Genomic DNA, 23,558 nt, shown 5'->3' on the forward strand with positions numbered 1-23,558 from the left:
TATAGACATTTAATGAGATGTCTTCATTATCCTGAATCCTTCAACCTTTTCGAGTCAATCCGGTTTCCGTACAAATAGCTTGTAGTGGTTTATCCCAAAGTTCAATAGGTATTTGGGACAAATAGGCAAAATCAAAAACAATTCCGATAGTCGGCTTTGTCTGCCAGTGCGGTAAACTGAGTAAGCGATCGTAATATCCCCCGCCATAACCCAAACGATATCCTTGATAGTCGCAAGCGACACTGGGGACAAGAATCAAATCTACTTCAGCAGCATCTAAGATTGGAGCGTCGGGGTGTGGTTCACTAATCCCATAAACGCCGCTTTGCATAGAATCGTTAGGTGTCCAAATATGCCAACATAAGGATTTATCAACGCAGCGAGGAAATCCCCAACGGTATTTGGTGTTGGTAAATAGTGGACTGAGGTCAGGTTCTTGGCGAAAGCTGAAATAAGCGAGGATTGTTTTTGCTTGGGTGAACAAAGTAAAGTTTTGTAAATGAGAGCATAAGCGATCGCTTTTTTCTCTCCATTCTCCAATGAACATTGATTGACGTGTTTTGAGTAGAGTGCGGCGCAGTTCTACTTTATTTAGTTGATGATTAAGTTTGCCCATAAAAATAGTCAAAAAAATAAGCTGGGCATCGCCCAGCTTGCATCACTCTACATTCACCAGAACATTGTTATGCTGCGTGTTGACGATACCACTCAATGGTATTCTTTAGCCCTTCTTCAAAGCTCACCTGAGCCGTGAAGTTAAAGGCTTGCTTTGCTCGTTCAGTATCTAAACAGCGGCGGGGTTGACCATTAGGCTGATCAGTTTGCCACACAATTTCACCCTTAAACTCCATCAATTCGCAGATTAGAGTTACTAAATCAAGGATGGAGATTTCATAACCAGTTCCCAAGTTAACTGGTTCCGATTCGTTATACAATTGAGTTCCCATAACAATCCCCCGCGCTGCATCTTCTGAATACAGAAACTCACGGGTCGGACTACCATCACCCCAAACTGCAAGTTGCTTTGCTGCTTGAATTTGGGCTTCGTGAACTTTGCGAACTAATGCTGGAATGACGTGGGAACTTCCGGGGTCAAAGTTATCTTCTGGGCCATATAAATTTACTGGCAGTAGGTAAATCCCATTAAAACCGTACTGCTGACGGTAAGATTGCAATTGGACTAAAAGCGCTTTTTTTGCAATTCCGTAAGGGGCGTTGGTTTCCTCTGGGTAGCCATTCCAAAGATCGTCTTCTTTGAATGGCACTGGAGTGAATTTGGGATAGGCGCAGATTGTGCCAACACAAACAAATTTTTCTACTCCAGCTTGATAGGCAGCATGAATTAGCTGGGTTCCCATGATCAAGTTATCGTAGAATAACTCTGCGGGTTTTTCGCGGTTCAAACCGATGCCACCGACATGAGCTGCTAGGTGAATAATTATGTCTTGTTGGTCAACTGCACGTTGGCTATTTTCCCAGACACGCAGATCATTATCGCGCGATCGCACTATTGTAATCTTCTCACGATCAGCCCCTGCTTTACACAGTTGATCTATCACCTGACGACCTAGAAACCCCGACCCACCAGTGACGAGAATCCGTTTATTTTTTAATACTAAGGCGGTCATATTTTTATCCTCTGTGGTGCAAATCAGAAGTGCAAAGCGCCCAATTCTTGACGAACAGTAGCAATATCATGTTGAAATTGCGAACCATTTCCATTGGGTGAAGTGTGACCCAATGCTTGTAAATCTGCTTCCACCATTAAGGAAACTAATTCTTCAAAGGTTACTGATGGTGTCCAGCCCAACTTCTGCCGTGCTTTGGTAGAATCGCCAATCAATAACTCTACCTCAGATGGACGCAGGTAACGCTCATCAAACTCTACATAATCTTGCCAATTGAGATTTACATAATTAAATGCAAGTTCTAAAAACTCCCGCACCGAGTGGGTTTCACCAGTAGCAATTACGTAATCGTCTGGCTGGTCTTTCTGCACCATCAACCACATTGCTTTGACGTAATCCTTTGCATAGCCCCAATCTCGCTTGGCATCTAGATTACCCATGTAAATTTTTTTCTGCTTCCCAGCAACGATACCAGCCACTGCTCTAGTAATTTTGCGGGTTACAAAGGTTTCACCCCGCCGTGGTGACTCGTGGTTAAAAAGTATGCCGTTACAAGCAAATAAATTATAAGATTCACGATAATTTACAGTTTGCCAGTGAGCGTAAACTTTCGCACAGGCATACGGACTGCGGGGATAAAAGGGCGTTGTCTCAATTTGAGGTACTGCTTGTACTAAACCGTACATTTCAGAAGAACCCGCCTGGTAAAATCGCACTTGAATTCCGGTACGCTGTTGGTAGTCCCGAATTGCTTCTAACAGACGCAGTGTCCCCATTCCTACAGCATCTACTGTGTATTCTGGTGAATCAAAGCTGACTCTGACATGGGATTGAGCGCCGAGGTTGTAAATCTCTACTGGCTTTACTTCTTCTAAAATACGCCGCAACGTTGTACCATCTGTCAAGTCACCGTAGTGAAGAAACAAGCGCACTCCCTCTTTGTGGGGGTCTTCGTAAATGTGATCGATGCGGTCTGTGTTGAAGGTAGAAGTCCGGCGAATGATGCCATGAACCTCATAACCTTGTTCCAACAAAAACTCACTTAGATATGAACCATCTTGTCCAGTAATACCAGTAATCAACGCTCGCTTCTGTTGCGTCATGCTCAATTATCCCTTGTTGTCTTTGATTAAAAATTTACAACCAATCTGATACAACCTAGCAGCTAATTGCTGAATTGCCTAATGGGAAACCTACGAGTTCTTGTAGTTATAAGAATTTTACCGTCAATAAATATACTTAATCAAAAGCAATTTAGCACGTAAGTCCAATATTAGATAGCTCAAGATTATTTAATTATGTATATTTTTTCACCAGATAGATCAAGATTATTTTTATGTATGTTGTTTTTTTGTCAAAACTTCATATATCTTTAGTTTTGTGAAGACTTAATAAAATAGGGATTTTAAATTAGACTTCTGGCAAAATGCAAATCAGGGCAAAAGCGCCAAAGAACCACACTCACAGAAGTCTGAATTAAGTAGAAAAGCACAAATTATAGAAACAAAGATGAGCAATACTTTAGCTTTAGGGGAGAATTGGTACTTAGGGGCATTAACTGCCCCACAGAATCCACCTTAAGTAGTTACTCAATATGCCCCGTTATTTTTGGGCAGAATGACCACATCAACAGTTTTCAAGATGATCCATAAATCAAGCCAGAAATTCCTAAATTTGACATAATGCAGGTCTATTTGGACTCTTCGAGGATAGGGAATGTCATTACGCCCAGATACCTGCCACAACCCAGTAATTCCTGGACGGATTGTTAAAATGTCGTCAATGTGATAACCGTATTTTGGCAGTTCTTCTGCTACCAAGGGTCGGGGACCGACTACACTCATGTCCCCTTTTAAAACGTTCCAGAACTGGGGAAATTCGTCTAAGCTAGTAATTCGCAAAAATCGACCAATTTTGGTAATCCGCGGGTCTTGTTTCAGCTTAAAACTGCTCTCAAATTCTTGTCGTAATTCGGGCGAGGTTTCCATCATTTGCATGAGGATTTCATCCGCATTGCTTACCATTGTTCGGAATTTAATACAATTAAACGCTTTGTAATTTTTCCCAACCCGTTCCTGGACATAAAAAATTGGGCCTTCTGAGCTAAAGGCAATCAGCAAGGTCAAAATTAAGTAGACGGGGAAGAACAAAATTAATACCGACAGCGAAAACACTATATCGAACAGTCGTTTGGCAAACTCTCCGTTTAAACCCTGAAAAGATAAACCTTTGGGCTTAAGTTTTGGCGTCTTTGTTTTTTGACCGCGTTTTAAGAAACGCGTAGACGCTCTAGTGTCTTGTCGTACGCCTCGCTTGCCGGAGAGGAGTGAGCTCTGGGCAGTCATCATACTCCTTAATAATCCACACCACACATAGTCCCAATATTAAAGCCAAAATGAGGTGCTTCTGGGGGAAATTGCCAAAAGCCTAAAAAAATAAGACGTTAACTAAGACCATCATTGCAAAAATGGTCTTTTTTCGTTGCACTTGTTTACAAAATCTAAATAACGATCTGCAAAGATTTGCGGTGAAAACTGCGCGGCGTGCGATCGCATATACTCGGAATTGAACGAACCCTCATACATTTCAAACTTTTCTACTGCCTCCAATAAAGCCGCCTCTGTTTGCGTCCTGAAAAATATACCTGTCCCTGTATCCGCACAAGAGCTAATATCTCGCACTGTTTCTAGAGCACCCCCTGCACCATAAGCAATTATTGGCGTGCCACAGGCTTGTGCTTCCACTAGGGCAATACCAAAATCTTCACAAGCTGCATACACAAACGCCTTAGCCATAGACATATATTTTTTTACCACATTATCGGGTTGCCATCCGAGTATTTGGATATTTGAGTTTGCCATCTCGCGAATCTTGTTCATTTCATCTCCTGTACCAATGACTACTAATGGTCGTTTGAGTTGATTAAAAGCCTTGACAATCAACGATATTTGCTTGTAACTCACTAACCGGGAAACTGTCAGGTAAAAGTCCTCTTTCTCAGACAGAAACGGAAATTCCGCAATATTCACTGGTGGGTAAATAACTGTTGCTTCTCGCCGATAGCAACGCCAAATCCGCCGAGCTGTATGTTGCGAGTTGGCAATGAAATAATCAACGCGATTGGCACTCAATACATCCCACTGACGCAAGCGATGTAATAAATATCGCGTCACCCATCCAGGTAAACCACTACCCAGTTTGCTGTGGCGCAGATAATCAAAGGTCAAGTCCCAGGCATAGCGCATAGGGCTGTGACAGTAGCAAATATGCATCTGTTCGGGAGTGGTAAGGATTCCTTTGGCAACAGCATGGGATGAAGACAGAATGACATCATAATGCCGCAAATCAAGTTGTTCAATTGCCAAGGGCCACAAAGGCAAGTATTTTTGTATACCGTTGCGGGCATAGGGAAAGTTCTGGAGAAACGTCTTGCCAATTTGACGCTTATATAAATAACTTTCTCTATTGCTGGATTCAAAATCTATGAGAGCATACAAATCAGCATCAATGTGATTCAAAATTTCTCGGACAACGAGTTCTGAACCACCTGTGGCTTTGGGTGTTAGCCACTCATGAACTAGAGCATATTTCAAGGGCACAGCTAACTTGAATAAGTGGAAAATACAAAGGCTAATTTGATGACGTTAACTGAAAAGTTTCCCCTTGTGATTAATTAACGGGAAGCGCCCCAGATTAGCACATAAGACGGAATCTTTTCCCCAGAGGTTCCAGATGGATGCGGCAACCTGATAATCTCAGATTGGGCATTGGGTATGGGGCATTGGGTATGAGGCATTGGGTATGGGGCATGGGTTATTCTTCTTGTCCTTTTTGCTTCTCTAGTCCCCAGTCCCTACTCCCTTGATGACAACTGATATAGAAAGGGTGAATTTATGCGAATTCTGATTATGGGTGGTACTCGGTTCATTGGTGTCTATTTAACTCAACTACTAGTGGAACAAGGACACGAGGTGGTGTTGTTCAATCGTGGGAATCGACCAGCACCTTCTTTACAGGGAGTAGGACAAATTATAGGCGATCGCACTGATACTACTCAATTAAAAGCAAAATTATCACAAGAAAACTTTGATGTCATTTTTGACAATAACGGGCGGGAACTTACTGATACTCAACCACTAGCAGAAATTTTTCAAGACCGAGTGCAACATTTTGTGTATATGAGTTCTGCGGGGGTGTATCTCAAATCCGATCAATTGCCCCACATAGAAGGCGATGCAGTAGATCCCAAAAGTCGCCATAAGGGTAAACATGAAACAGAAGCTTATCTGACTCAATTGGGATTACCATTCACTTCTATTCGTCCTACTTATATTTACGGGCCTCGTAATTATAATGAGTTGGAAGGCTGGTTTTTTGACAGAATTGTGCGCGATCGCCCCATTCCTATCCCTGGAAATGGCTTGCATATCACGCAGCTAGGTCATGTAAAAGACTTGGCACTAGCAATGACTCAGGTTTTGGGCAATAAACAAGCCATAGGACAGATTTATAATATCTCTGGCGATCGCTTTGTCACTTTTGATGGTTTAGCCCGTGCTAGTGCTGTAGCGGCTGGCAAATCACCTGATGCTGTCCAAATCGTCCACTACGACCCGAAAAAGTTTGATTTTGGCAAACGCAAAGCTTTTCCGATGCGGGTGCAGCATTTCTTTGCTTCGGTGAATAAAGCGCAAACAGAATTAAACTGGCATCCTGAATATGATTTGATTTCTGGTTTACAAGATTCTTTGGAAAATGACTATTTGGCTAATGCAAAAGACAAAGCTGATGTTGATTTTTCTGTCGATGAGGAAATTTTAAAAGCGTTGTGAGTAAAGATGTTTAGGGGCATATCGCTATGTGCCCTTACTGATGCGATCGCATCTTCATAACTCATCAGGGTTAACGCCTAACTCTCGCAGTTGTGCTGCTAATCTGTTAGCACGTTGACTTTCTCGTTCTAGTTTTTCTAGCGGTGTGGGAAGCCAATTCCCACTTGCATCATACCAACGTAGCCACAATCGCTCAATTTGTTGGTAAGAACCTTGCCAAAGTCCTAAGCCCAGTTCCAAACCCGGCATCCAGACCCGTAGAGTACTCAAATCCAATTCATTGTAGCGGTCTGCAACTAATTGGAATGCTTGAAGTTTGTCAGTGTAGCGATCAAACACAATGTAGTAAGGAACTCGCAAAATCGTAGGACTTCTTTGGGGGAGAGAGGCGGGTCTGTTTGGTACATAAGGAGAATCTTGACCGACTAACTTTAAGTTAACGAATTGCGGTAAAGATTTGGTCAAAGTCAAAATCAAAAATATTTTCTTCTACCTGGGAAAGACGCGATAAATTGCGTTTTTAGTTTTTACTGGAACAGGAATGAAAATTTTCTCATTAGTTAGACAAGATTTTTTTATAATTACCTCGAAGCTACTCAAACTAGTTTCTGTAAATACTGTTGTTGGTTGATAAAATGAGCCAGGTTTTGCAATATCCACTCCAGAATGTTCTAGAAGCCCGTGCCCGTTTAGGTGAAGGCCCTATCTGGGACTCTACCCAAAACCTAATTTACTGGGTTGATATCTACAACTATCGGGTACATCAGTTCAATCCTGATACGGGGAAAGACTTATTTTTTGATGTGGGAGATGTGGTCGGCGCGATCGCAATAGCAGGTAAAGATAATTTAATTATGGCACTGCGTCATCACCTAGCATTCCTCAACACCCAAACAGGTGAAGTTACCCCAATTTTGGAAATTGAAGGAAATCTCCCAGATAACCGCCTCAATGATGGCAAATGTGACCCCCAAGGCCGCTTTTGGTTCGGCTCAATGTGTTCTTTAGAAAAACCCCAGGCTAGCCTTTATCGCTATGATCGTGACGGTTCATTGCATGTAATGGAAACGGGATTGACTCTCTCTAATGGTCTGGGTTGGAGTCCCGATCAAAAAACATTTTACTTGAGTGATTCTCCCCATAAAAAGATATACGCTTACGACTTTAATTCAGTAACAGGTAACATTACTAATCGCCGGATTTTTGTTGATTTAACTCATGAATCTTTCTACCCAGATGGGTTAACAATAGATAGTCAAGGAAATATTTGGTCAGCCATGTGGGATGGGTGGTGTGTGATTCGTTTCAACCCCAAGGGTGAAGAGATATTGCGGATTAATCTACCCGTTCCACTCGTAACGAGTTGTACCTTTGGTGGCGAAGATTTGCAAACCCTCTACATCACCACGGCTTCAGTTGGACTCAGCCAAGCAGAGATTGAAAAAAGTTTCTATTCAGGTGATTTGTTTGCTCTACAAACTGATGTTACTGGATTACCTAGCTATAATTTTGAGAAATAAAGTAGTAGTTGTGTTAAGGTGATCTGCTAAATTGCCTCTCGCATTCGTTCAACTCGACTCTTTACTTGTTTGCAAATTCTAAAAATTCTGAGTTTTGAACTTTTGATCTTGAAGTTCCAAGTTCAAAGGTGCAACTTCCGTGTTCAAAGGTGCAACTTCCGAGTTCAAAGGTGCAACTTCCGAGTTCAAAGGCTCAACTTCCGAGTTCAGAGGCTCAACGTCCAAGTTCAAAGGTGCAACTTCCGAGTTCAGAGGCTCAACTTTCGAGTTCAGAGGCTCAACCTCCGAGTTCAGAGGCTCAACCTCCGAGTTCAGAGGTGCAACTTCCAAGTTCTAAAGGACTTCCAAATAAAAAAACATTAGTACCATGCAGCTTATTTGATCTCACTTTGAACTTAAAGGTTTATTTTTCCTAGTTACAATACTATATTGCCGTTTCATTAGTGCTGACTTTTTGTGGCAAAAGATAAATACCCCCAGAGATTAAAGTCAAGGCGACAGAAATCCAAAAGGCAATCAGACAGGGAATTTGCCAGACTTCAGGTAGTGGCGCAATTAGAAGTGCGATCGCGATTATTTGACTAACAGTTTTGAGTTTACCCCAAATATTTGCCCCGGTAATTGTCGTTTGATTCACTCGCCAACCAGCGATCGCTAATTCCCGCGCTAAAATCAAAAATACTCCCCAAGCCGGCACTTTTCCTAGTTCAATAAAAACCATCAATGGCGCAAGTACTAGAAATTTATCCACTAAGGGGTCAAGAAACTTACCCAACTCACTAATTTGGTTCAGTTTCCGCGCTAAATAGCCATCTAACCAATCAGTTAAAGCCGCAACGATAAAAATCGCTAAACATATCCATCTAGCTTGTGTTGTGGGATTGTACAAGCCATAAAGCAGAAATGGTACACCCAGAAGGCGAGAGAAGGTAATCCAGTTGGGTAGAGTCATGGAAGATTAAAAATTAACAAGTGTAAAGCAACAAATAGCCAAGCAAATATGCAAAATATATGCAGATTAGTGTATCTGAGTGTAACTGCGTGGGAAAATCTGTCTTCTAAAGCTCTCCTAAAACAATACTATGACTGAACACACAGACTCCCAATTCCGCATCGAACGCGATTCGATGGGCGATCGCCAAATTGCTAGTAGCGTTTATTACGGTATTCAAACGCTACGAGCTATCGAAAACTTCCCCATTAGCGGCATCAAGCCTTTAGCTACTTACGTAGATGCCGGATTGATAATTAAAAAAGCTACAGCGATAGTGAATGGAGAACTGAATTGTATTCCCCAAGATATTAGTCAGGCGATTGTGCAAGCAACTGATGAAATCTTAGTTGGGAAGTTCCGCGATCAATTTGTTGTGGATGTTTATCAGGCGGGTGCTGGAACATCCCACCACATGAATCTCAACGAAGTTCTCGCAAATCGCGCCTTAGAAATACTCGGTGAAGAAAAGGGCAATTACAAACGTGTTAGTCCCAATGACCACGTTAATTATGGACAGTCTACCAATGATGTGATTCCTACGGCAATCCGCATTGGTGGATTATTGGCATTATCTAAGACATTACAGCCAGCAATAGATGGAGCGATCGCATCCTTAGAAGACAAAGCTGTAGAATTTCATGATATTGTCAAATCTGGCAGAACCCACTTACAAGACGCTGTACCTGTACGTTTGGGTGAAAATTTTCAGGCTTGGGCGCAAATTCTTACAGAACATCAAAACCGGATTTACACCGCCTCTGGGGATTTGATGGTGCTGGGTTTGGGAGGTAGTGCAGCCGGAACGGGATTAAATACTCATCCTCTGTATCGCGCCCGCGTGGTAGAAGTTCTTTCAGAATTGATTGATACTCCTTTAGAACCTGCACCCCATCTCATGGCAGCAATGCAGAGTATGGCGCCATTTGTAAATGTTTCCGGTGCTTTACGCAACTTAGCCCAGGATTTAGTTAAAATATCTCACGATTTACGGTTGATGGATTCAGGGCCAAAAACAGGCTTAAAAGAAATTCAACTGCCTCCAGTGCAACCCGGTTCCTCAATTATGCCAGGGAAATATAACCCAGTCATGGCAGAGATGACATCAATGGTATGTTTTCAGGTGATGGGTTACGATAGTGCGATCGCTTTAGCCGCACAAGCCGGACAATTAGAACTAAATGTGATGATGCCGCTGATTGCCTATAACCTAATTCACAGTATCGAAATTCTCGGCAATACCATCGCCGCACTCACTGAACGCTGCATTGGCGGAATTACTGCTAATCAAGAACGTTGTTTAGATTATGCCGAAGGCAGTTTAGCTTTAGTAACCGCACTAAATACCCACATCGGTTATCTAAATGCCGCAGCTGTCGCCAAAGAATCTTTAGAAACTGGTAAATCTCTACGGCAGATTGTTTTAGAACGCGGATTGATGAGTGAAACAGATTTAGCCACAGTGCTAAATCTAGAACAAATGAGTGGTATCTTACCGCTTAAAACAGAATAATAGTTATGGGGCATTAGGCATTGGGCATTGGAAATTGGGGATTAATTATTCTCCTCTGCTCCCCTCTGCCTCTCCTACTCCCCTGCTCCCCTATTCCCTATCTATCCATGCAGACTCAAAAACCAGCTGTTAGTCTCATTCGGGCTACATCCTACGAACGAGAGGCTTTACGGCAATCTTTAGTCACTCTCTTAGAACCTTTTGGAGGAATAGCAGCGTTTGTGAAAAAAGGCGATCGCGTTTTACTCAAACCGAATCTACTTACAGGCTCGCGTCCTGGTAAAGAGTGTATCACCCGTGCCGAACTAGTTTATGAAGTTGCCCAAATGGTAATTGAGGTTGGCGGTAAGCCATTTTTGGGCGATAGTCCTGCTTTTGGTAGTGCCAAGGGCGTAGCAATAGCAAATGGCTATCTGCCTATTTTAGAAGAACTCAATCTTCCCATCATCGATTTTCACGGTCAGCGTTACCAAATCGTCAGTGACAATTTTAACCATCTGCGACTGTCTAAAGAAGCAATGGAAGCAGATGTAGTGATTAACCTACCGAAAGTGAAATCACACGCCCAGTTGACATTAACACTGGGCGTAAAAAACCTGTTTGGTTGTGTCCCTGGCAAAATGAAAGCTTGGTGGCACCTAGAAGCGGGAAAAGATGCAAATAGATTTGGTGAAATGTTAGTAGAAACTGCCAGAGCGATTAACCCTGACTTAACCATATTAGATGGTATCATCGGTCATGAAGGTAATGGCCCCAGCAACGGGGAACCTCGCCAACTGGGCATTTTAGCAGCCGCATCAGATATATTTGCCTTAGATCGGGCAATGGTAGAAATCCTCAATGTTTCTCCTGAACAAGTGCCCACAGTTGCAGCTTCTCAAAGACTAGGAGTTTGTCCAGAACTTGCTGCCATAGAGTTTCCGCATTTAAATCCTGATTTATTAAAAATAGAAGATTGGCGCTTACCAGAAAAGTTAATGCCCATTGATTTTGGTATGCCCCGCGTAATTAAGTCTACGTTTAAGCATCTTTACACCCGATTTATCAAGGAACCAATGAGTGTTTATGGAAGGGAGTAGGAAGTGGGGAGATGAAGAAGCAGGGGGGCAGAGGGCAAGGGGGAGAATAAAAAATTAGCTCTTTCTTTCCCCTCAGCAAGAACTGCACCCCGCCCATCTGCGCCTTTGCACCTCTGCCTCTTGTGCCTAATCCCCAATCCTCAATTTAGTGCAAACGTCGTTACAGCAATTTCATTTATTAGCAGAGTAATCTGTAATTATCCTCGGATTGCTTAACCAGACCGCTCTATTATATTTAGTGGCAGTTTTTTTAGTTAATTAATTTGTTATACAATTTTTCGTCTTAGATTTTAATTTATCCAAAAAGTTATACGGATTTAGGATCTGGAAATTGGGATTGGGTATTTTGTTCAGATATGAGGAAAGTTTGGTAAGAACCCACTACACGTCTACGCCACCTTCTAAAACTTTTTTACTCTACCTTTATATAGATTGACAAAATTGCTGTGATATTACATAGATTGCAAAATTTAAATTATTAAATATTTGTTTAGTGATATCACTGAATCCATTCTGCCTTATACAGTTGATGTATCTGTATTTATTCGGTAGTTATCATTGGTTAAAAAAATCATTCCTACCTATTTCTTCTCTGGTGTCAAATATTTTTGTGTATAACTACCATATAACAATCAAAAGCACTGAATATCTATCAGTGCAATTGCTAATTTGTGTTCTGTATCACAAATTAGCAATTCCAGTAAAATCACCTTATCAAAGGCGTTTTAGGATGTTATAATCATGAAGTATCGGACAAATCTGTTTTGCTAATTAATCTTTAATCAGCGAAAAAATGTAGCTTATGATGCTGTCAAAGTTGGCTTTGCGTATGCAACCCGTTACACCATACAAAGAAACATCTGAAAATATTAATTACAAAATAAAACATGATTTGTTTGCTTGTAACTTTGTATTAAAAAGTCCATGTATAAAAAGGCTACTATGACAGTTGTATAACTGGTTTAAATTGGAGAATGCTACACATTTTACAGTTTAAAAATAGCTAAAATAGTATTAATACTCTCACTCAGAGAGTAAACCTACACAGTGTTACGAAGAAGTTCAATTTTGTATGAATTCAAATAGCCAGTCTGCCAATGCCGATACATATTCCCAACGTTTGGCAGACATTGTGGGAACTGCGATCGCTCTGTTGACTCTTACCCTACCTGTATTTGTCATCGCCCACTATTCTTCAACTAATGTTCAAAATAACCAGCAACCTCTGATCCAAAACATCCAAAGAAATCAAGATTGATCGAGCTTCCCAGTCGCATTTTTTCATGGGGAGACTCACAAAAAAGCAGAACATTGATTTTGTAGACAATCTCTGTAGATGTCGGTGTAGTTCGTTAAGCAGAAGCTAAATCTGGATTGTGTAACTCCAGATTTCAGTTGTCCTAACTTTGTTAAGACAAAAAATTCCTCTAACAGCAATTAAGGGCGGAGGATATCCATAATACCCTCGTGGAAAAAGCGTTGCGAAGTTTGCTCGTAACGCTTTTTCTATTTTTTTGCTAATTCAAGGGAATAGGTTACAGCTGAAAGTTTCTTCCCAGTCCCCTATGTCGTAGAACAAATACCTTGGGAAGAGATCCATATTGCCCTAAAATTCTACACGGGGAGCGAAGCTGACTGAGTGCCCCCATGATTCACCGTTATCAGAGGAGTTTTTTGTGGACTTATCTCGTATTCCTGCCCAACCAAAACCGGGTCTAATCAACGTTCTGATTGAAATTGCTGGCGGAAGTAAAAATAAATACGAATACGACAAGGAACTAGAAGCTTTTGCTCTAGACCGAGTACTTTATTCCTCGGTGCAATATCCTTATGACTACGGCTTTGTACCCAATACTTTGGCTGATGATGGCGATCCCCTCGATGGTATGGTCATAATTGATGAGCCGACCTTTCCCGGCTGCGTTATTGCTGCGCGACCAATTGGCTTCTTGGAGATGATTGACGGTGGCGATCGCGATGAAAAAATCCTTTGTGTTCCTGACAAAGATCCGCGCTACACTCAGGTAAAATCCCTGAAAGACCTAGCGCCACACCGCTTAGATGAAATTGCTGAATTTTTCCGTAGTTATAAAAATTTGGAAAAAAAGGTGACTGAAATTCTCGGTTGGCAAGATGTGGACAAGGTTGCAGCATTAGTAGAAAAATCCGTCAAAGCTTATAGAGGATAATAGAGGAGTTAGGAGTTAGGAGTTAAGAGTTATGAATTTTTATTCCTAACTCCTCACTTTAATCACTTTCGCTTGTTACGGATCGTAAAAACTGCCACCAAACCCAAACTAGAATGCAGCGTACTCTCCTTTTGGCAAAAATTCATAACTGCACCCTCACAGGGGCAAATATCAACTACGTGGGTAGTATCAGCATTGATGAAATCCTTTTGGAAAAAGCTGGTATCTTACCTTATGAGCAGGTGCAAGTAGTTAATAATGCCAATGGTCAGCGCTTTATTACCTATGCGATCCCCGCTCCAGCTCATTCAGGAATAATTGAGCTAAATGGGGGTGCGGCACGTCTAGGCATTATTGGCGATCGCTTGATTATAATGACTTACGGGCAGCTCACTCCAGAAGAGTTAAAAAGTTACTCTCCTACGGTAGTCATTGTGGACGAAAAAAACAGGCTGTTGGAAGTGCGGCGCTACGATGACCTGCTCAGTAAGGTCTAATTTCAAGGAAAATGTCAAATTTTGAGTTGTCGGATTCCCAGAGTTACATAACAGAAAAGTCATCTACCCTGCCCAGTAGCCCAGCAGGTGAATTTATCGTGCAATTCTGGGGTGTCAGAGGTTTGATTCCCACTCCCAGTAAAAACACCAATCGTTATGGTGGTAATACTGCTTGTGTAGAAATGCATGTAGCTGGGAAACGCTTGATTTTTGATGGCGGTACTGGCTTACGTATACTGGGTAAAACTTGGCAAGAACTGCAACAGCCACTAGAAGCCCATTTATTTTTTACCAACTGCCAATCAAATCGTATTCAAGGGTTTCCCTTTTTTGCTCCCGCATTTATTGGGGAAAATTGCTTCCATATTTACGGGACAGCTGCCTCAAATGGAGCCTCAATCAAACAATGTCTGTACGATCAGATGCTCCAGCCACACTTTCCTTACCCTTTACAGGTAATGCAGTCAGGATTGCAGTTTTACAATCTGACTTCAGAAAGTGACGTGAAGTTAGATGATGTCACCATTACAACTGCATTAATTAATCAAACTCAGCGGTCAGTTGGCTACCGAGTTACTTGGCAAGAATATAGTGTTGCTTACATCACAGATTTGCACCAGAATGCCGATCAAGTGGAGCGAGAGCGGATTTTAGAGTTCATTCAAGGCGTTGACTTGCTGATTGCCAATGCCACTTACACTCCGCCTACGTCTCACAACCATGATTCTGCTGATTTACTCTGGCAAGCTGCGATGAATGCTGCTCTGAGTGCTGGCGTTCAACGGCTAGCTATTTCTCATCATCACCCAGATGACCATGATGATTTTCTTGACCAGGTTCAAGTCGATATTAAATCTGCTTTTCCTCACGCCATACTAGCCCATGAAGGTCTAGTATTAGCTGTTGGTAAGTGATTTAAGACTCCTTAGCACTTTTAAATAATACTAAAGCTATTGTTCTGCTCGACATCGGAACGCATGATCAAGTTTATTAACTATCCGGTGATATCACTACACGCGCTTTGGGCACAGCATTGCTGTGCCCCTACTATTGCACACAATTAAAATTGGCTATCGCCCTTAAGAAGCATTTTGCAACTCAGCTGTGCGTACTGAAAGCTGCTCTGTCTTATTACCTCGCTGCAATTTCACCTGTAATATTTGACCAAGGCGACTGTCTTCCACAACATTCTGCAATTGTTCAGCACTGGTAATAGCTTTACCATCAACTTGAAGAATTACATCCCCGCGCCGGATACCCGCAGATGCCGCTGGAGAATTGGGAACAACTCGCATGACAAAAACACCATTGATTTCTGGTATCTGAATAGGAGAGTTGGGATCAGTGTTATTTTCCTTGGCAAGATCGGGTGTCAAAGTTAGCATTTGCACGCCCAAATAGGGGTGAGCAACTTTGCCATCTCGTTGCAGTTGCGTGGCGATCGCTTTGGCTTTATCAATAGGAATTGCAAACCCAATACCCATTGCATCAGGGCGAATGGCTGTGTTAATACCAATTACTTCACCTTGACCATTTAATAGTGGCCCCCCAGAGTTACCAGGGTTAATGGCGGCGTCTGTCTGAATGAAATCCAAGCGTTTGTCACTAATGCCGACTTGGGCGCTGGAACGTTTGAGGGTACTGACAATTCCCAAGGTAACGGTGTTATCAAATCCCAAAGGATTACCGACTGCGATCGCCCAGTCTCCTACTTGGACATTAGTGGAAGAACCCAAGGGGGCGACTGGTAAATCGTTACCAGCGTTAATCTTGACTACTGCCAAATCTGTGACTTCATCAATACCCTGAACCTTCCCTTCAAAGGTGCGGCCATCTTTGAGTCGGACTGTTACTTTATCAGCCTTATCGACCACATGAGCATTAGTCAAAACTAACCCGCTCTTGTCAAGAATGAAACCTGAGCCTAAACCGCGTAACTGCTGCTCAGAAGGCATCTGTTGGGAGAAACCGTCACCAAAAAACCGACGGAAAAAGGGGTCTTCCATAAATGGATCGACGCGGCGAGTAATTGTCCGCTCAGTATCAATGCGGACAACTGCTGAACCAACACGATTCACTGCTGCTGTGACAAAGCTAGTGCTACCGATCGCAGCACTAGCTGGTGATTGCCGTTGAGCAATCAGTTCTGAAGTATCTCCAGCAGTTATTGTGGGTGCTGGTTCGGCTTGGGAAGGTAACACCTGCAATGTGCTAACCGCTAGCACAACTCCTAGCGCGATCGCTAAAACATGAGTAGTGAATTGACGTAAAGACCGAGATAATTTGGGAAATCGCATAATCACAACCTAATTTATAAGCCTAATTGTTGCTTAGTCGTGACAAATCTATTTACAGTTATTTTTATTTCAGGTTTCGCCTGTTTCCACTACTGGGGTTAGGGCATTTTGCGAACTACCTGTAATCAACTTAATAGAAAATTTCACCCAAAAGCTATTATGGACATTTACCCTTTACAAGTTCGGTTTTTACCCATCAATAAAACTTTTGGATTGCCAATAAGATTAGTCAGATCTCTGTTCTAACTCTAGACTATGGATGAACTAACTTCTGTATAAAATTTCATTCCGACTAGCTGCACCTAGTTGGGGTAAGGAGTTGATGGCTGAATGTGGAGTCAGGGCAACAGGAACAGTTGCAGGTAGTTGTAATTGTTTGACAACACTCTGCAAAAGTTGGTCTTGTCCAGTCCGCAAACCCCAGACATTTGTCCCACGGTTGATAATAGCAAACCAAACCAAACCGCGATCGCGTGTAGGCATGACTCCCGCTAAAGCGCTCACATCCCGGAGAGTGCCAGTTTTGATCACAGTCGCGAGGGGAATGTGTCTAGTGTGTAGTGTCCCCCGGTGGTCGAATCCAGACATGGGGAACAAGTCAGCTAAATTCAGTTGATGTAGAGATGCCTCCGCTTGAATAGCCATAAACATGGCACAAACAGCTCTGGGGGAAATGCGATTTTCCGGGCCCAGTCCAGAACCATTGATTAACTGAATTTCTACTTGTGGCACCCTAGCAAGGTTAGCAGCAGTTGATTGGACTACAGTTGCTCCCCCCACTGAGTCTGCCAGCATCTCTGCCATATCGTTGTTACTATAAACATTCATTTCCTTGAGAAGTTGCTTCAAGGGCAATGAGCGATGACGCAGTAACAAAGTTTGTTGAGGGTTTGGTTGCGCCTCAACTTTCACCGCACCCGCAATTATAACTTGAGGTTTAGGCGTTCCCTTGGGCATGATTGAGTGTGTATAAATCGCAGGGCGACCCCAAGTTGCACGATTTAGTGTTTGCTTGAGCATCAGACCTGCTAGCATCGGCTGACGTTGAAAATTCATGGCAAAACTGCCAGTAATAATCAAATTCCCCTTTACTTGCTTGATGCCCATTTGATTGAGAGTATTACCAAGAGCGATCGCTTCTTCCCAAACAAACAAAGGATCGCCACGGCCTGTAATCACCAAATCGCCCTGCACAACTCCATTTACCACTGGGCCAGTGACACTCACCAAAGTATCAAATTGGTAATCTGGCCCCCAAGTTTTCAAAGCAACTAGTGAAGTGGCGATTTTAGTTAAAGAAGCAGCCGGCAGAGGAGTCGTACCTTGGTGATTTGCCATCAGCATCGGCCCCGACTGCATCCAAATACCCTGACTCTCAGCCAGATTTTGCGCCACCACTTTTGATGTGATCAGCTTTTTCAAATATTCCTGCACCGTAGTCGCCCCAGATGGATTTGGATCGGGGGCAAGAACCAAGCCAGGGCTACTTTGCCAAGTTAGTGCATCTAAGGCATCTAGAGGCTTAATTTGTACCCCAGCCATTTCCAGCCAAAGCGACACTAAACCTGAACCCAATAATTCCAGCATTTTTTATTCCTCTGTCAGGATTTGAAACGTTGTTTACTGTGCTAATATACAAGTTTTTTTACGAGAATCAGTATTGAGCCATAATAACTGGTGTTTTTCTCATCTGTAAGTAGGGTGAATTATATTGTTTTCGTGGCTTGCTTTGACAATGCCAAAATACCCATTGCTCATGAAGATAGCCGCATAAAAATAAAAATATTTTTGCTTTGTACAGATGCTACGCCGTTGGCGATGTCAACGACAGACTTTAACGCTTGTACCCTTACTCTTAAGCAAGCTATGCGGTAGCGTCTCCAACAAGAGAAGACTCGCTCTAAGCGTTCGTTTACTCCTGCCAAGAAGCCAGCTACGCGCAGCGTATCGCAGACAGCCTGAGAAGAAAAGGCTTTACGCTGCGCGATCGGTGACGTAATTCTATAACCTTGAAACAAGGATAGGGAAAGTAATTAAAGATTCTCTCCCTTTTTTCCCTTAATAAGCTAATCAGCATTCAAGTTGGATAATCTAGGGCAGATAAGATGTCCACCCCACAAAATATTGAGAAAATTTTAATATGCAAATTGGATGTATTTTAGCTTACCTACTTTCTTTCTGGATGTGCTGCATCCTCTGGTGAGGGAGTACCCATCTGGTTAATTGTGGCAATCATCTGATACAAGCGCCCTAAGTCACGTTGATTGAAGTACAAAATGAGGCGAGGTAGTCCAACAGTTTCATCTTGTGCTTCTTGAGGTAATGCCTGACTTTTTTCAATTCTTCCTTGAATAATAATGTCGCTAAAATCAGCATTGAGTTGTTCTAAAAGAGCGTCTGATATATCCGTCTTCAGGCGGATGACCAACTTATCGCTTACATAGCGGCAGGAATGATAAACCTGGTAAAAACGGGTGATAGCGTCACAAGCCACATCCAGGTTATCTGTCACCGTGTAAAGGCTGGGGTCTTCAGGATTGACAAGACCATTTTGCACTAATTGCTTATCAATATATTCGCTCCAAGAGCGCCAGTAATCACCACCAGGGCGATCGATTAAAACTAAAGGTACTGGCCCAAATTTACCAGTTTGGCTTAATGTCATACATTCAAAAGCTTCATCTTGAGTGCCAAAGCCTCCCGGAAACAAGGCTACAGCATCACTTTCTTTGAGGAGAAACAGCTTGCGGGTAAAGAAATATTTGAAGTTAATTAGCTTGGGATCGCCCTCTATAAAAGGGTTTGCTTGCTGTTCAAAGGGTAACTTAATGTTTAATCCAAAGGAATTTTCTCGCCCAGCACCTTCATGACCCGCTTGCATGATTCCACCACCACCACCAGTCATCACCATAAATCCTAATTGAGAAATAGCACGAGCAAACTCAAGGGCCATTAAGTATTCTGGCCTATCTGGAGCTAGACGAGCAGAACCAAAGATGGTGACTTTGCGAACGTGTCGGTAATCATAAAAAAGCTGGAAACCGCGCTCCATATCTGCTAATGCAGACGATAATATTTTCCAATCGAGACGCTCAATTTCGGTATCAGCTAGACGAATAATAGTAGTAAGTGCTTGCAGAATAAATTGCCGATTTTTTAATGTCGGTAAACGAACGAGCAAGTCAGCGATATCCGCCTGTAAAGACTCTAATGTGTCAAACGACGCAGATGAGGTCATGAGAACTGCCGCAACAATGGCACTATATTTTACGTGAACTACTTACACTCTAGCAAGCGGGATATAGCCCTCGAATGTGCAATTAGCAAATTTAGAACTGATTTTGAAGCCGGAAATTCTAAAAATTTTTTGATCGGGCTTGTTGCGATAATTCAACTTTTTCACACCATAGCAAGTTATCTCGGTCGAGCAATTGATAGAACTCCCTCACTGACGTTACTTGTCGCCACAATATATATCAGGGTTTGTCTAAAATGGTATGACTTACATCTATAGCGTATATCAAAGGAAAATTTTGTATCTTATTGCCAGATTTTTTGGGAATTAATGCCCATAATAAAAGCACTCTATCCCTAATCTAGGAAAGTAAAAAAACTCTCTAGACCACAATACCGTTCAGTTAAACTTAAAATCCTTGGTAGAGACGCGAAATTGGACTGGGCAACTCTTGGAGACGCTGCGCGAACGCCCCGCTATGCTAATGTCCCGTTGCGCTAACGCGTCTTTACAATTCAAAAATCAGTACCAAAAAATCCTTAACTAAAGCGTATTGCTCTAAAGGATCTTTTCTCGAAAACCCTCTCAATTACACTTCGACACATTAATGCATAATGTGAGCTATTTGTTAGTGCCTAAATCCTAGTAGAATATTTTCGCAAATCTAAGTAGGAAGATAGATGGAAGTTTCTGGACGCATCAATTACCCACTGAATCCTCCTCCCGCTGTTGAAGATTTTCCCGTCCTTCAAACTGAAAAATATACCCTACGGCTAGCTTCAACTGAAGAAGAATTAGAATCAATTTTTCGGTTGCGTTTTGAGGTTTTTAATCTTGAACTAGGCTTGGGATTTCCTGCTTCAAACTTTACCCAGATGGATATAGATAAGTTTGATGCGGTTTGCCATCATTTAATCCTAATCTCCAAACAAACAGGTAAAACGATTGGAACTTATCGGATGCAGACCTATATAATGGCTTCTCAAAGACTAGGCTTTGATGCTACCGATATATTTAATCTTAATGGAATTCCCAATTCTGTACTTCAGGTATCAGTAGAAGTTGGGCGTGTATGTATAGCTAAAGAATATCGCAATAGTCAGACACTTTTATTACTCTGGGAAGGGCTGGCAAATTATCTCATCTGGAGTAAAAACCAATATTTCTTTGGCTGTGCATCATTACTCACACAATGTCCTGGGCAAGCTAGTTGCGCTTATGATTATTTTCGGCAGAATAACTTGATGCATCCAAGTATTTTGGTTTATCCAAATTCACAATTTTGTCTAGAACTGACTCAAAATTGTCCAGATTCATCTAATGTTGAGATTCCGAAAATTTTGCAGGCATACTTAAATATTGGAGCTAAAATATGCAGCCTTCCTGCTATTGATCGGCAGTTTAAAACTATTGATTTTTTAACTATATCTAATATTGCAGACTTTGCTAGATGGCGTTATCCAAATCCTCTCAAAAAACCTTTACCACTGAGGATTTTTCACGATTAATGACTAATGAATCATCGTTAAGGCGAGCGACCAAATGAATTTCTCCTTGTGTACTTGCAAAAGCGATCGGCTTTAAGGGCTTGAATAACTGCATTTGATACTATACCCTGTACTATGCCGGAGGCAAAAAACAATCCTTTATTCGCCGTTAGAAAATTGAGAACTATAACCTGCAAAGCGATCGCTCAATGCACGGTAGCTATGGAGTCGCCTGACCACAGATACGGCTATACCTGGTGTATTTTACACTCCATTGATATCGCGGTTTCAAAACTAAATCCAGTTTTGCGGGATTTGATACAACCTTGCCCATTTCTTTTTGTAGTTAATAAAGGAGAGGTGTTGATTGCCATCTTCCCAATCAAATTAAAGTCCGTTGGCGATGTTTAACAAATAGGCTTTGCTTGAAGTCTTGGTTATATCTACGATGGGCGACCTCATCCAGCCCACTTAATTAGATGATTTGAAAAAACTTTTTAGGAAACGCACTTATGCGCCATCTCAAATTTGCTCCGAGTTGGTTGCGATTTTTAACTATCTTCTTATTGACGATGGGTATATTGTTTCGCTTTTCTAATCTTGATGGTAAAGTTTTTTGGCACGATGAAACTTATGCTTCATTGCGAATTTCTGGTTACACAATTAATGAAGCTAAACAGCAACTTTTTAATAATCGTGTGATTGGCAAAGAAAGTTTTGCTCAGTTTCAAGGTGTAAATCCAGAAAAAAGCCTAAATGACACAATTATGTCTTTAGCAAAACAAGATTCTCAACATCCACCGTTATATTACATAATAGCCAGATTATGGATGGAAATCTTTGGTAATTCGGTGACGGCGATTAGAAGTTTATCAGCCTGCATTAGCTTGTTGGTTTTTCCTTGTGTTTATTGGCTATGCCGAGAATTATTTAATGTGCCATTATCGGTTTCTGGTGTTGCGATCGCACTCATGGCTATCTCTCCAATTCACCTAGTATATGCCCAAGAAGCACAAGAATATATTCTTTGGTTAGTCACCATCTTACTATCCAGTGCGTCTCTACTGCGAGCCATACGCCTAGAAGATGAGCTAGCAAAACAACGACAAAAACCAGATTTGTTCGCTATCTGGAGCATTTATGCAGTCACTTTAGCCATTAGTCTTTATACATTTTTTTGGAGTGCATTTGTAGCAGTTGCTCACGGAATTTATGTGATGATAACAGCCAAATTTAAGTTTACTGAAACTGTGAGAACTTATCTGCTAGCATCACTAGTAAGTTTTTTAGCTTTCATGCCTTGGATAACAATTGTGATTGGTGACTTTTTTCAATTTTTAATTTCAGCAGATAAAACAACAAGTCAGTTAGATTTGATAGCTGCCTTTCCTTTTTTGTTAATGCAGTTAAGCCGGATTTTTTTTGATATAAACCTTAGTTTAGAAAATCCTCTAAGCTATTTAATTGCACTAGCTTTTTTAACTTTGGTAGGATATTCAATTTATTTTATTTGTCGAACAACTAACTATAAAATTTGGTCTTTTATCATCACATTAATTGTAATACCAGCATTACCCCTAATACTGCCAGATTTAATTGCTGGGAGTATACGATCGTCTATCGAAGGATATTTAATCCCATCTTATTTAGGAATCCAAGTAGCTGTTGCTTATCTACTAACTACGCAACTATACAATGGCAGCGTATCACACCGGAGCTTTTGGCAAATAATCATGGCATTAGTGATTATTTGTGGTTTGATTTCTTTTAAGGTGAGTTCCCAGGCAGACACTTGGTGGAATAAGGGTATGAATTCGGGTAATCCACAAGTTGCCCAAATCATTAATCAGAGTAATCGTCCACTTTTAATTAGTGATGCTTTGGGCAATAATTATGGTGATATCTTTTCTTTAAGCTATCTTTTGGAACCAAAAGTGCGATTTCTGTTGGTGAACAATCAAAAAATTCCTAAAATTCCTGATGGATTTACTGATATATTTTTACTCAATCCTTCAGATACTTGGAGCAAAATAATAGAAAAAAAATATAAATTCAAGACAGATATTGTTTATAATGATAACTATTATTCAATCTGGAAATTGGCTAAAATTCGTAATTTGCGCCGACGTAATATACAAATTAGTCATCTTTTAAGAAATAATTAACGGGTACATCCCAATTTTTATTTGTTAATGAGAAAATATTTTATAGAGGGTATGTACTAGACACTAAGTTACAGCTTATCAACAGGATAATCAAGGATTCCTACAAAAACATCATACTAAACCCA

The 23,558-nt window shown here is 41.5% G+C and carries 20 protein-coding genes and 1 pseudogene; 10 read left to right on the top strand and 11 right to left on the bottom strand.

Features of this window, described 5'->3' with window-relative positions; genetic code table 11:
- Positions 1 to 40: 40 nt before the first annotated feature.
- The 5 genes from NLP_RS03410 to NLP_RS03430 form a co-directional block, all read right to left on the bottom strand.
- Positions 41 to 616: a 5-formyltetrahydrofolate cyclo-ligase gene (locus NLP_RS03410; protein ID WP_104905154.1), complete on the bottom strand. Its 576-nt coding sequence runs from the start codon at positions 614 to 616 to the stop codon at positions 41 to 43.
- A 67-nt stretch (positions 617 to 683) separates the two neighbouring features.
- Positions 684 to 1,628, bottom strand: a complete 945-nt coding sequence (locus NLP_RS03415) for a GDP-L-fucose synthase family protein (RefSeq protein ID WP_104905155.1) — start codon at positions 1,626 to 1,628, stop codon at positions 684 to 686.
- 23 nt (positions 1,629 to 1,651) lie between these two features.
- Positions 1,652 to 2,731: a GDP-mannose 4,6-dehydratase gene (gene gmd / locus NLP_RS03420; protein WP_104905156.1), complete on the bottom strand. Its 1,080-nt coding sequence runs from the start codon at positions 2,729 to 2,731 to the stop codon at positions 1,652 to 1,654.
- A gap of 486 nt (positions 2,732 to 3,217) precedes the next feature.
- On the bottom strand, positions 3,218 to 3,973 hold the full coding sequence (locus NLP_RS03425; RefSeq protein WP_104905157.1) for a sugar transferase: 756 nt from the start codon (positions 3,971 to 3,973) through the stop codon (positions 3,218 to 3,220).
- Positions 3,974 to 4,084: 111 nt separating this feature from the next.
- A complete protein-coding gene (locus NLP_RS03430; RefSeq protein WP_104905158.1) occupies positions 4,085 to 5,227 on the bottom strand; it encodes a glycosyltransferase in 1,143 nt (380 codons plus the stop codon).
- A 294-nt stretch (positions 5,228 to 5,521) separates the two neighbouring features.
- Here NLP_RS03430 and NLP_RS03435 point away from each other — a divergent pair, with 294 nt between their 5' ends.
- Entirely contained in the window at positions 5,522 to 6,460 is a 939-nt protein-coding gene (locus NLP_RS03435) for an NAD-dependent epimerase/dehydratase family protein (protein WP_104905159.1), read from the top strand.
- Between the two features lie 54 nt (positions 6,461 to 6,514).
- Here NLP_RS03435 and NLP_RS03440 read toward each other — a convergent pair.
- Positions 6,515 to 6,823, bottom strand: a pseudogene (locus NLP_RS03440) (hypothetical protein); the annotation flags it as partial.
- A gap of 272 nt (positions 6,824 to 7,095) precedes the next feature.
- Between NLP_RS03440 and NLP_RS03445 the strand changes: the two are divergent.
- Complete coding sequence (locus NLP_RS03445; RefSeq protein ID WP_104905160.1) at positions 7,096 to 7,980, top strand: SMP-30/gluconolactonase/LRE family protein; 885 nt, start codon at positions 7,096 to 7,098, stop codon at positions 7,978 to 7,980.
- Positions 7,981 to 8,058: 78 nt separating this feature from the next.
- Here NLP_RS03445 and NLP_RS03450 read toward each other — a convergent pair whose 3' ends face one another.
- Positions 8,059 to 8,310, bottom strand: a complete 252-nt coding sequence (locus NLP_RS03450; RefSeq protein WP_104905161.1) for a hypothetical protein — start codon at positions 8,308 to 8,310, stop codon at positions 8,059 to 8,061.
- Positions 8,311 to 8,404: 94 nt separating this feature from the next.
- Complete coding sequence (gene pgsA / locus NLP_RS03455) at positions 8,405 to 8,932, bottom strand: CDP-diacylglycerol--glycerol-3-phosphate 3-phosphatidyltransferase (protein ID WP_104905162.1); 528 nt, start codon at positions 8,930 to 8,932, stop codon at positions 8,405 to 8,407.
- 130 nt (positions 8,933 to 9,062) lie between these two features.
- Here pgsA and NLP_RS03460 point away from each other — a divergent pair, with 130 nt between their 5' ends.
- From NLP_RS03460 to NLP_RS03485, 6 genes are all read left to right on the top strand, one after another.
- The gene (locus tag NLP_RS03460) at positions 9,063 to 10,484 is read left to right on the top strand and encodes an aspartate ammonia-lyase (RefSeq protein WP_104905163.1); all 1,422 of its coding nucleotides are present in this window, start codon (positions 9,063 to 9,065) and stop codon (positions 10,482 to 10,484) included.
- Between the two features lie 107 nt (positions 10,485 to 10,591).
- Positions 10,592 to 11,563 (top strand): DUF362 domain-containing protein, encoded by a 972-nt coding sequence (locus NLP_RS03465; RefSeq protein ID WP_104905164.1) that lies wholly within the window; start codon positions 10,592 to 10,594, stop codon positions 11,561 to 11,563.
- A 1,072-nt stretch (positions 11,564 to 12,635) separates the two neighbouring features.
- Entirely contained in the window at positions 12,636 to 12,821 is a 186-nt protein-coding gene (locus tag NLP_RS03470) for a hypothetical protein (RefSeq protein WP_104905165.1), read from the top strand.
- Positions 12,822 to 13,239: 418 nt separating this feature from the next.
- Entirely contained in the window at positions 13,240 to 13,752 is a 513-nt protein-coding gene (locus NLP_RS03475; protein ID WP_104905166.1) for an inorganic diphosphatase, read from the top strand.
- A gap of 113 nt (positions 13,753 to 13,865) precedes the next feature.
- Entirely contained in the window at positions 13,866 to 14,249 is a 384-nt protein-coding gene (panD, locus tag NLP_RS03480; RefSeq protein ID WP_104905167.1) for an aspartate 1-decarboxylase, read from the top strand.
- Positions 14,250 to 14,260: 11 nt separating this feature from the next.
- Positions 14,261 to 15,163: an MBL fold metallo-hydrolase gene (locus NLP_RS03485; protein WP_104905168.1), complete on the top strand. Its 903-nt coding sequence runs from the start codon at positions 14,261 to 14,263 to the stop codon at positions 15,161 to 15,163.
- A gap of 165 nt (positions 15,164 to 15,328) precedes the next feature.
- On the opposite strand, the gene NLP_RS03490 is transcribed toward NLP_RS03485, so the two are convergent.
- From NLP_RS03490 to NLP_RS03500, 3 genes are all read right to left on the bottom strand, one after another.
- Positions 15,329 to 16,546 (bottom strand): HhoA/HhoB/HtrA family serine endopeptidase, encoded by a 1,218-nt coding sequence (locus NLP_RS03490; RefSeq protein WP_104905169.1) that lies wholly within the window; start codon positions 16,544 to 16,546, stop codon positions 15,329 to 15,331.
- Positions 16,547 to 16,810: 264 nt separating this feature from the next.
- On the bottom strand, positions 16,811 to 18,133 hold the full coding sequence (locus NLP_RS03495; RefSeq protein ID WP_104905170.1) for a D-alanyl-D-alanine carboxypeptidase: 1,323 nt from the start codon (positions 18,131 to 18,133) through the stop codon (positions 16,811 to 16,813).
- A 580-nt stretch (positions 18,134 to 18,713) separates the two neighbouring features.
- On the bottom strand, positions 18,714 to 19,784 hold the full coding sequence (locus tag NLP_RS03500) for an LOG family protein (protein WP_104905171.1): 1,071 nt from the start codon (positions 19,782 to 19,784) through the stop codon (positions 18,714 to 18,716).
- Positions 19,785 to 20,461: 677 nt separating this feature from the next.
- Between NLP_RS03500 and NLP_RS03505 the strand changes: the two genes are divergently transcribed.
- Positions 20,462 to 21,289 (top strand): GNAT family N-acetyltransferase, encoded by an 828-nt coding sequence (locus NLP_RS03505; protein ID WP_104905172.1) that lies wholly within the window; start codon positions 20,462 to 20,464, stop codon positions 21,287 to 21,289.
- A gap of 491 nt (positions 21,290 to 21,780) precedes the next feature.
- Complete coding sequence (locus tag NLP_RS03515) at positions 21,781 to 23,433, top strand: glycosyltransferase family 39 protein (protein WP_104905174.1); 1,653 nt, start codon at positions 21,781 to 21,783, stop codon at positions 23,431 to 23,433.
- Positions 23,434 to 23,558 lie beyond the last annotated feature (125 nt).

This window comes from Nostoc sp. 'Lobaria pulmonaria (5183) cyanobiont', from assembly GCF_002949795.1.
In the GTDB taxonomy this organism is placed as follows: domain Bacteria; phylum Cyanobacteriota; class Cyanobacteriia; order Cyanobacteriales; family Nostocaceae; genus Nostoc.